Origin of the sequence: Chryseobacterium contaminans, from assembly GCF_001684955.1 — a bacterium.
In the GTDB taxonomy this organism is placed as follows: Bacteria; Bacteroidota; Bacteroidia; order Flavobacteriales; family Weeksellaceae; genus Chryseobacterium; species Chryseobacterium contaminans.
In genome coordinates this window covers 1-10,048 of the sequence record NZ_MAYF01000040.1, presented here as the reverse complement: position 1 = coordinate 10,048, position 10,048 = coordinate 1, and the positions used below count along the sequence as shown (strand labels likewise).

The 10,048-nt window shown below is 34.9% G+C and carries 9 protein-coding genes and 1 tRNA gene; 7 read left to right on the top strand and 3 right to left on the bottom strand.

Annotated features, from left to right (window positions below; all coding sequences use genetic code 11):
* Positions 1–84, bottom strand: a tRNA-Ser gene (locus tag BBH99_RS03905).
* 423 nt (positions 85–507) lie between these two features.
* Between BBH99_RS03905 and BBH99_RS03900 the strand changes: the two genes are divergently transcribed.
* The 7 genes from BBH99_RS03900 (at position 508) to BBH99_RS03870 (ending at position 8,440) form a co-directional block, all read left to right on the top strand.
* Positions 508–1,554 carry a hypothetical protein gene (locus BBH99_RS03900; protein WP_066692254.1) on the top strand — a complete coding sequence of 349 codons (1,047 nt, stop codon included), beginning with the start codon at positions 508–510 and terminating at the stop codon, positions 1,552–1,554.
* Between the two features lie 118 nt (positions 1,555–1,672).
* On the top strand, positions 1,673–2,143 hold the full coding sequence (locus tag BBH99_RS03895; RefSeq protein ID WP_066692257.1) for a DUF4280 domain-containing protein: 471 nt from the start codon (positions 1,673–1,675) through the stop codon (positions 2,141–2,143).
* Positions 2,144–2,147: 4 nt separating this feature from the next.
* Positions 2,148–5,024, top strand: a complete 2,877-nt coding sequence (locus BBH99_RS03890) for a hypothetical protein (RefSeq protein ID WP_066692243.1) — start codon at positions 2,148–2,150, stop codon at positions 5,022–5,024.
* Position 5,025: 1 nt separating this feature from the next.
* A complete protein-coding gene (locus BBH99_RS03885; RefSeq protein ID WP_066692241.1) occupies positions 5,026–6,063 on the top strand; it encodes a hypothetical protein in 1,038 nt (345 codons plus the stop codon).
* Positions 6,064–6,136: 73 nt separating this feature from the next.
* Positions 6,137–6,358, top strand: a complete 222-nt coding sequence (locus tag BBH99_RS22680) for a hypothetical protein (protein WP_228390732.1) — start codon at positions 6,137–6,139, stop codon at positions 6,356–6,358.
* 86 nt (positions 6,359–6,444) lie between these two features.
* Positions 6,445–7,317 (top strand): helix-turn-helix domain-containing protein, encoded by an 873-nt coding sequence (locus tag BBH99_RS03875; RefSeq protein ID WP_066692237.1) that lies wholly within the window; start codon positions 6,445–6,447, stop codon positions 7,315–7,317.
* 139 nt (positions 7,318–7,456) lie between these two features.
* A complete protein-coding gene (locus BBH99_RS03870; RefSeq protein ID WP_066692235.1) occupies positions 7,457–8,440 on the top strand; it encodes an alpha/beta hydrolase in 984 nt (327 codons plus the stop codon).
* 95 nt (positions 8,441–8,535) lie between these two features.
* Here BBH99_RS03870 and BBH99_RS03865 read toward each other — a convergent pair whose 3' ends face one another.
* Together BBH99_RS03865 and BBH99_RS21820 are read right to left on the bottom strand one after the other, a co-directional pair.
* Positions 8,536–9,756, bottom strand: coding sequence for a TCR/Tet family MFS transporter (locus tag BBH99_RS03865; RefSeq protein ID WP_066692231.1), 1,221 nt, complete (start codon positions 9,754–9,756; stop codon positions 8,536–8,538).
* A 151-nt stretch (positions 9,757–9,907) separates the two neighbouring features.
* Positions 9,908–10,048, bottom strand: a 141-nt coding sequence (locus BBH99_RS21820) for a helix-turn-helix domain-containing protein (protein WP_123872986.1), incomplete at its 5' end; no start/stop codon positions are given.

The window sequence follows — 10,048 nt, the reverse complement described above, 5'->3', positions numbered from 1 at the left end:
GGAGAGTGAGGGATTCGAACCCCCGGACCTGTTACAGTCAACAGTTTTCAAGACTGCCGCAATCGACCACTCTGCCAACTCTCCTTAAACTCCGATAGTATCGTTGTTTTTAGTGGTGCAAATATAGGAAGTTTTTGAATATTGGCAAAATATTTTTTAATAAAATTTAATATTTTTTGATTTGGTCAGCAAAGAACAGACTTTCAAAAAAAAATTACCATAAGTATAAGATATATTAAAAAAAATATTGAAAGGTATTGTTCCGGGTTGTAGATGATTTTGATTTTTAGTTGAACGGAACTAAAGTTTAATTATAATCAAGATAGAACGTTTGTCGTCATTTTATTGATGTTTATTGAACATTAAGGATAAGAATATAATAAAAATCGTAGAATTACTACAAATTTTTAATTTGTTCCCACTTCATTTGTATGTGAATTTTATAGCAACTATATTGCATGTTAAATAGTTAAGTATCACCATGAAAGAGTAAAAAATCAAATAACCATGAAGAAAGTACAGAAGAAATACGAGATAGAGGTTGGAGATACTACTTCAGCCATCGCGGATAAATTAGGCTTATCCGTTGCTGAACTTGTGTACTATCATAATCTTCATAGTGGAGTAGTAGATGAATATATCTATGGAGATATCCTTCCTCAAAAACTAAAATATATATTGCTTCCAATAAGCTATGAACAGGAAATTCCTATTCCCCCAAAAGTTGAGTATTCCAGTGCTAATGTGACGAAGGCTACCGGAAAAACAATGAAAAAATATGGAATTACCGAGCGCTATTTTCAACATGAAAAAATGATAAATGAGCTGGATTTTGAAATCGATATTATGGAAGAGATTCATGATGATCTGTATGTGGCTACTTTCAATAAACATTCTGTAAGGATAAATAATAGTGACAGCTTCCGGCTGGCAGAACAGCTTTATTATAAAATTGATCAATGCATTTATCCGCTTAAGCTTAGCAGTAATCATGATGGAAGTTTTAAAAGTGTGGTTAACAGTAAAGAGATTAAAGAACGATGGATACGGCAGCGTCCGGAATTAGAGGAATATTACCAGGGAGAAACAGGTGCTGAAATTCTATCCAAAGCAGAAGAAGCTCTATGCAATGCAGAATTATATGGAAATAGACTGCTGAACAGTATTTTTTTCAAATTATGGCATACCCCTGTTTATAGAAGTTATGCCTATGGAAAGACTGTGGAATATGAAGATCATTATCTCATTTTTCCACAACATACAGGAATTAAGTTTAAAGTGAGTCTGAATTCTGATCTGAAGATCAATGAAAATAATAAGTTCATAATCCGTCTTACCGGATCTTGTATTGATAGCAGATCTGAAAATGAGCTATGGAATGCACCTTCCAATGCTTTGGTTAACAGGAATCCTGAACATACAGTAAAAGGAGATATCAGGATGGTATTTAAAATAGATGAAACAGATAAGAGAATTTTTTCCGTGGCAGGATTTATTGAATTGCAAGGAAAAAATCATCATAAGAGAATTGAAATAGGCATTTATGAATTGTAAATGAACTATGTATGAAGTGTACAGGGCAAAAATGCTGTTCACTGTTTGGATTTTTTCTATATTTGGATTCACCAATTATAGAGTTTTATACACCCAATCAACACAAAAAACAAATAATATGAGTGAAAAACACTTGGTTTGTCAGGGTGCAGTCTGCAAATGCAATTTCGGTACAACACCTGATAAACTTAAAGTAAATACCCAGAGCAGACGTTATATTAACGATAAGGATGGTAAACAAAAATTAACTGCAACCCATGTAGATATTGGCTCAACTTTCGAGAAGAATACATTCGGAAGCTGTTCTAAAAAAAATAATACTCCTTGTACTGCTGTGGTTACACAATGGAGCGGATATTATGATAAAATAATTATTGAAGACAATGGAGGAATGGTTCTGCTGGAAGATAGTAAAGCAACTTGTCCGATTGGTGGTACTGACTGCATTACTATTATTAATCATGGCCAGATTGCCGAGCTAGGTCCTAAAAATATGGAAAAAGCAGACCAGGATATCATGAAAGAGCTTTGTCCAATTCTTACAGAGCCTGAAAAGCCACAGCATTCTTTAACTTTTAATACAAGATAAGATCATGGCCAGAATAATAGTTACTAATCATAATATAGACGGCAACAGGATTGTTGTTAATTTTGATGCAATCAAAAATGATTCCTTCAATCTTGAGTTGGAACTTGTAGAAAGTACGGCTGCTTCCAAAGCAATTTGGGGAATATTCGATAATGGTGGGCAACTTGATACAGGAGATCTCACCAGAGGAAATAAAACAGAGCTTATCGTTTTAAAATCCTATGCAGGATCTCACGAAAGACCACATGTTTTTACTATTTTCGCTAAAGATGAAAATGGAAATCCTTTGGCTTCCATACAGCTTATTGTAGTGGCTAAACCAAGAATTACAGAAGCGAAATGGTGGAACAGTAAAGAGGATAGAGAAGCTTATGAAGTAGGGATAAATAACAATAGTACAGTTCATATAAAAGGGATTGGACTATACGGGCATCCCCTGAAAATAGATGTTTATTTTAAAAGACAGGATGGAGAGTCTAAGATATTGTTTACCAGTATTTTTACCATCACTGAACTTTACAGTTTACAGGGATTTTATCTTTCTCACGAAGAGTTTCTGAAAAATAAGAGTTTTTATGCTGCACTTCTGCCTATTCTTATTGCAGACATGTTGCCTGATACGTTGGCTTTTACAGGAAAGATAAGACATAAGTCTCTAGGAAAACTGTATTTTGTAATTTCCTATGATGATCTGATGCTGTTTGATGGAGATAAGAAAAAGAAATATCTTGATGTTTTCTTTGATTTTAATCAACAGGAACAGCCTATTGCTAATATAAGTCCGGTGACGGTATATGATGAGAAATACTTTACCCAAAAGTATGAACCTTGTAAATATGAAAAAATATTTTATAAATATGGGAATGCTCAGGAAATAAAACTTTTTGATGAAAAAGAGCCAGTCAGAAAAGATCAGAATGGGCAATTCAGAAACATGAAATTTATGGTTTCTGCCATTGCTCCGCCTAAAGACAGTAAAAATATCAAAGAGTTGAGCATACGGTTGGAGAATGTAGCTACCAAAGAATGCCAGTATATTGAGGAAAATATAAAACAGACTTTCTTTTCAGAAAATGATGAACGTGAGAGAAAAAAGCCACATAAGGGTAGGGTAATAGATACTCAGATATTGGAAGATTCCCAGATAAAAGTTCAGGTGGTAAAAGAAGATGAGAGAGTTACCATTTATCCTTCTTTCAATTATCAGTATGATGAAAAAACCAGCTGGGACTTTTTAAAGAATTATTTTCTGTTTTCCAGCTTGATGTCCAGTACAGATCCTGCATATTCTACATTGAAAAGTGTATTGATGGATTGGGAGATCAGCAGTAAAGATCTCATACAATATTATAGAATACCCGTAGAAACCTGCCGCTATCATAAAAGTCTGTATTTAAAAACATTTGCAGATGTTGCGTGGGGATTTCATGCATTGTTTGATGATCCATATATTCCTGAATACTATCTTTTTGGCCAGCAAAAAACAATAAAAACCGTGAAGGGGCTGAATGAAGAATTAGATTGGATTAAAAACAGTCCTATAGCAGATCGTCTTTCAGCAACGATTATTAGCCCTGTAATTGGAACTGCTTTTATTCGTAATTTTATTCTTGATATCATAAAAGATATGGCTGATAGATACGAGTTTGGATTTACTGCTTACTATGATTTTGATAATGCAGGGAAAAAGAATTCAAAACAGATTGACTATGCAGAAAAATACCCCGCAGTATTTAAGGCTATGGTTGCTGGTGTAGTTACTCTGGAAATTCTTATTGATGTGCTGCTCATTATTCTTACGGAAGGAGCTGCACTTGCTAATTTTATTTCGAAAGCGGGAAAAGTAGCTAGTGTTGTCAATAAAGGAGCAAAGATTGCAAACGCCGGGAAAAAAGCAGGAAATATATTGACTAAGTATTCGAAAACTTTTGAAACTGCAAGAAACGTAAATATGGCAAAAAATACTCTTGAAATGATGAAAGGATCATATTTTAGAGGCTATAGATTTGCAGATGATCCCAATATTGGGGTTCAGCCAGTTATGGAAGAGCGAATAAAAATTAGTCCGCTCCTCAATATGGGAGTAAAGCAAAAGAAGAGTTTGGGAGAATTATTACTGGATAAAACTCCAGCTGGAATGACTCTTAATATGGCGAAAGCGGCAACAGGAGGATTTGGTCTGGGTGTTAGCAGAATGTTTCTTACAAAAGTAAAAGGAGGAAAGGAGGTTGTTGGCTGGTACGGAGCTATTACTTATCCTTTACATGTTGCCAACACGGCTTTGGATGGAGTGTATAAACTTTTGGCATTTGCTACAGATACAGCGCTGAAAGAAGTTTTTGGTGCTGAAGCAGAGTTTGAAAAAGATATTACGGCCCATATAGACCTCGATTTCTGGTTAAAGATTCATAATGCTGAAAAGAGTCTCAATATGGTAACTCTTGCTGAAGGTAAAAGTAAAAAAGATCATTCTTCAATCAGTGTTGCTCCTTCAGGAGCTTTTACTGTAAGTTTAAAGCTCTCGGGAAGTATCACAAATGAGAATCTATTAGTAAGAGGTATGCATGTATTAACATGGAATAATAATGAAGAAGAAAAAATGCAAAATTTAAATGTAAAAGGAGCGTTTGAGGTAAATGGTAATGTTTTTATTGAAAGACGGTACTATTTTAAAGCGGATGGTAAGCCTTATCATGAAGATAAAATTGCTTTTACGGGATTGGCAGGAGAATATGAGTATACTGCTGAAGTGGTAGGACAAAGAGGTAAAGGTAAAACTACAGTATTGGCAAAAAAAGAACCTACTCAGTTTATGTTAATGGAGCCTTGTCAATTAGTATTTAATTCTTCAGAAATGACTAAAAATCCATCAGAAAGATAATATGAAAAAACTATTTTTAATAATAATAGCTAATACTTGTTTATTAAGTTGTGCTCAGAAAAAAGAAAATAATCAACTAACAACAATAAATAATTCTAAAAATATGTACGATATCAATCAATATATCTTTCCAGAAGCAAAGGATATTACAGAAGCTAATTTTGTGACAAAAGTAAGTTCACAAATTAAGCACTATGATAAAGAGCCCATTTATTATGTTAGAATTAATAAGCAAAATTGTTTGATTGAAGTATATATTAACGATGTTTTTAATAATAGTGATTATGAATTATCAAATGTAATTACTCCTATTGGAATTTATCCGGTTTTGAAATCAGGCTCACAGAAAGTTACTGTAAAAATGTATCCTGTTGGAGATTTAATTAATAAAGATTTAGGGTTAGAAAATCAACTTCCAGCTACCAAATTATCAGACAAAGCAAAGGTTGATATTTCAGTAGTCATGATGGATAATAAATCTAAAAAAAGCTTTGATGATGAAAAAATAATTACAACACAAGTAAGCCCAAAAGAAGCTGCTGGGAAAGAATTTTATGAGTTTAGCTTTACATTTAATGCCGAAGTTCCTTATGAGTTTGAAGGGTGGACAAAAGGGCAGGATTTGAGAAAGTTAGATCAGGATTTGGTAAAAAAGAAAGCATTAGAATTTTATAAAATGATTGGCCAAATTCATGTGAATAATGACATAAATGCTGAATTAAAGCTGGTTTATCCATCTACAATACGAATTCAACAAGTGTTATACAAAGACAATAATATAAAGAACATATTAGAAGAATACAGAGGATATGTGATAGATAAGTATAAGCAGCTCCCCATTACTAAATATAAGATGGATTACATGGGGGATGGAAAATTATTATGCCTTATTACCGATAGCCTGGATCCTAAATTAAGAGGTGGAGGAGCATTAATGCTTGAGTATGGAGAAGAAAAGAGTGTTTACCAACCCGGCATTACTCTCTACCTTCCCGAAGGCCGTGACCTGGCTACCCAGGGATTTATGATGTGGAAATAAAATTAATAGGAATATGATTGTATTGGTTCTATTTCTTCAGATAGTAAGCTTAGTATTTTTCTTCAAAATTATCATGGAGAGTGAAATTGATTCATTCGGATGTTTTTGGTATTGTATTGCAGGTCTTCATTTTCTTTTTATCCTGCGTTTTATTTATGTAGAGATTAATTTTTCATATCTCTGGTATGAACAGATTATGGAGTTTATTTCATTAGGAATATCCCTGCTCATCGTAATCCCAACTACAATATATTATCTCATTAAGCGCAATAGAAAACAAAAGAAGAAACAGTAGCTCCAAGAGCAGATATTAGAATTTTTAGAACCTTAAGAGCTTTATTAATTGGTATTTAATACCTATTCAGTATTCAAATTGAAAATATGATTGAGTTTCAACAATATCTCCTTGAGTCATTCTATAAAAAAATGGGACTTCACAGAGTGAGCTCTGGAGATCAGGAAGAAGTTAATTCAGAAAAATATAAATCCTATATTAAAATTTTATACTTGCCGGAAGATTATACTCTTACTGTAGATTTCAGGCAATATACAACAGAAGTTCCTACAGTTTTCTTTATCAATAGCAATCAGCATTTCCATATTGAAAATACAGGTGAAGAGCCAGGGCTTATGATTTATTATAACCGGGATTTTTATTGCATTCAGATTCACGATGCTGAGGTTGCCTGTGATGGTCTTCTGTTTAATAATCTCAGCAATATGCCTATGATTACTTTAAATGCTACAGAGGCAATTGTTATTAAGCATATCCTGAAAGCAATACAGGATGAATTTAAAGTAAAACAAGCCCAGCAGGAAGAAATGCTAAGGGTTTACCTGAAGCAGATCATCATCCTTTCTACAAGACTGTGGAGTGTACAGCATCTGGACAAAGTAAATGACGGAGTTGACCATGACACAGCTTTCTATCGTCAGTTTAGCCTCTTGGTGGAAAACCATTACAAAGAAAAGCATACTGTTGCAGACTATGCAGATATCATGGGGATTGCTCCAAAAACACTGACGCATCGTCTGAAGAAAATGAATATGTCTCAACCAAACGAAGTCATCAAAGACCGGATTATTCTTGAAGCAAAAAGATTATTGATCCATACCATAATGAGTGCTAAACAAATTGCCTATCAACTTGGCTATGATGATCCGGCCTATTTTAACAGATTGTTCTCACTGAAAGTGGGTGATACTCCCTCAAATTTTAGAAAAAAGTACATCAAGGGAAAAATGTACAATTAATATGGCTTTTTGTGTCTTACAAAACTATCCGATGGGAAGTAGCTTTGCAGTATCAAATTATTATTAAAATTCAGAACGTTCAAGCAATATATGTTTTACATGCTTTAAGTTCTTTTTATTAACATTAAATACAAATATCATGGCACAGCAAAGACCTTTCAAAGGAGAAAATGATCCTCAGATTTTTACAGAAGTACGTACGTTTTTACAGGCGTTGAACTCAGGTGACGATACCCCAATGGAATTATTAAGTCCTGAAGAGGCTCGTCAGATTCTGATAGGCGCTCAGAAATCAGTTGAAGTTGATTATTCAGGAATTGAAGAAACCGAACAGGTGATTAGTCAGAACGGATATGAAGTCAATATTCATATCACCAAACCTAAAGGAAGCCAGCCTAATGCACCCGTATTTATCTTTACTCATGGTGGTGGATGGGTATTGGGAGATTATCCTACCCACCGCAGACTCGTAAGAGATTTGGTGGTTGAAAGTGGTGCAGTAGCTGTATTTCCGGATTACACACCTTCCCCGGAAGCAAAATATCCGGTGGCTATCAATCAGATTTATGCAGTAACACAATGGGTAGCTGAACATGGAGAAGAGATTGGTGTTGATGGAAACAATCTTGCTGTTGTAGGAAATAGTGTGGGTGGTAATATGACCGCTGTAATAGCATTGATGGCAAAAAATAATAATGGCCCGCATATTAAATTACAGGTATTATTATGGCCTGTTGCTGATGCTGATTTTGAAACTGTTTCTTATAACGAATTTTCTGAAGGGAGATTCTTAACAAAAAATATGATGAAATGGTTCTGGGATAATTATTTACCAGATGCAGAGAAACGTAAAGAAATATATGCTTCACCTTTGCAGGCTCCCATTGAGCAATTAAAAGGATTACCTCCGGCTTTGGTTCAGACTGCAGAAAACGATGTACTTCGCGATGAAGGAGAAGCCTATGCAAGAAAATTAAATGAAGCAGGGGTAGAAGTAACCCTTACAAGATACGGCGGATTAATTCATGATTATGGTTTGTTAAATCCATTAGCAGATATACCAGCTATACAAACTGCAATTTTACAGGCTGCGGCAGTTATAAAAGATAAACTTAGCCAATAGATCATTAAAATAGATTTAAAACGATCCAGCTCAAAATGAGCTGGATCGTTTATTATAGATACTGTTAAATATTTTCTTTGATTCGATGAATATGGTTACAATTTATTTTTTCTTTGAAATACAAAATAAACTATAATTGCACTAATAACTATTAAAACAGAAGCCAGGAAAAATGGAGCTCCAGAAAATCTGAAAGGAGCTTCGCTATGAGTGAAATAATAAAATAAATTAGTCATTATCGGAGGTCCTATGATAGAAGTGGCACTCACTAAACTTGTCAATGCCCCTTGCAGTTCACCCTGTTCATTGGAAGGAATATTTTTAGTGATAACTGATTGCAATGCCGGGCCACAAATTCCACCCAGGCTGTATGGAATAAGGAAGGCAAACATCATCCATCCTTGCGTAGCGAATGCAAATAATAACAATCCTGCTGCATAGCATATTAAGCCATAATATATGCTTTTTTCTTCTCCCAATTTAGGAGTTGTCCATCTTATCAGGATACCCTGAACCAGTCCCAGTAATAAGCCTAATACTCCAAGTGAAATACCAACCATTCGTTCATTCCATCCAAACTGATACATGGTAAAGAAATGCCAGTTGCTCTGTACGGCATGAATTCCAATATAGACCAGGATTAAAGCTATGATTAAACCGGAAATTTCACGATATTTCTTTAAAAAAAGTAGTGATCCGATCGGGTTGGCACGTTTCCATTCAAATGGTCTGCGTTTACTTTGGTCGAGACTCTCCGGAAGAATAAAGTATCCATAAAGAAAATTTAAAAGGCACAGTCCGGCAGCAGCATAAAAAGGAATTCTTGCCCCATAATGTCCTAACAGTCCACCCATAACCGGTCCGATAATGAATCCCAATCCCAGAGCAGCTCCAATCATACCGAAATTTTTAGCCCTGTCTTCATGAGTGGAGATGTCAGCAATATATGCACTTGCTGTAGAAATGCTGGCTCCTGTTAATCCCGCAATGATTCTTCCCAGAAACAGCCATCCGATAGACGGAGCGAGAGCCATAAAAATATAGTCTGCTGCAAATCCAAAAAGGGAAATTAAAATGACAGGCCTTCTGCCATACCGGTCACTAAGGTTTCCCACCACGGGAGAGAAGATAAACTGGGTAAAAGCATAGGCAAACCCCAGCCAGCCGCCATATTGAGCGGCCTGGCTAATGTCACCATGAATAAGTTCTTTAATCAGTTTCGGAACTACGGGAAGAATGATTCCCCATCCTGTAATATCAATCAGCAAGGTGATAAATATGAATCCTGTTGCTGCTTTTTTCGTTGAATTTTTCATGGTGTAAAAGTAAAGCGAGGTTCACTTTATTTCTTTTACACTTTCATGGGGTTTGTATACAATTTGTAAGATAAAAAGAGGGTAATTGATGTTGTTTCTTCTTAAATATATCTTTTCTTAAGATTGTAACAGGGTTGGTGTATAAGATTGGTCAGCTGTTTCTGAAGGTTCTTGGTGAAATCCCGGTGATTTTTTTAAAGAACCTGCAGAATACGCTTGAATTTTCAAAATGTAATTCATGACTGACCTGTTTGATGGATAAATGAGTTGATTTGAGTAATGTTTTAGTATG

Coding starts and splice junctions, on each gene's coding strand:
- BBH99_RS03900 (WP_066692254.1), top strand. CDS start 508: ATGAAGAAAGTACAGAAGAAATACGAGATAGAGGTTGGAGATACTACT.
- BBH99_RS03895 (WP_066692257.1), top strand. CDS start 1,673: ATGAGTGAAAAACACTTGGTTTGTCAGGGTGCAGTCTGCAAATGCAAT.
- BBH99_RS03890 (WP_066692243.1), top strand. CDS start 2,148: ATGGCCAGAATAATAGTTACTAATCATAATATAGACGGCAACAGGATT.
- BBH99_RS03885 (WP_066692241.1), top strand. CDS start 5,026: ATGAAAAAACTATTTTTAATAATAATAGCTAATACTTGTTTATTAAGT.
- BBH99_RS22680 (WP_228390732.1), top strand. CDS start 6,137: ATGGAGAGTGAAATTGATTCATTCGGATGTTTTTGGTATTGTATTGCA.
- BBH99_RS03875 (WP_066692237.1), top strand. CDS start 6,445: ATGATTGAGTTTCAACAATATCTCCTTGAGTCATTCTATAAAAAAATG.
- BBH99_RS03870 (WP_066692235.1), top strand. CDS start 7,457: ATGGCACAGCAAAGACCTTTCAAAGGAGAAAATGATCCTCAGATTTTT.
- BBH99_RS03865 (WP_066692231.1), bottom strand. CDS start 9,756: ATGAAAAATTCAACGAAAAAAGCAGCAACAGGATTCATATTTATCACC.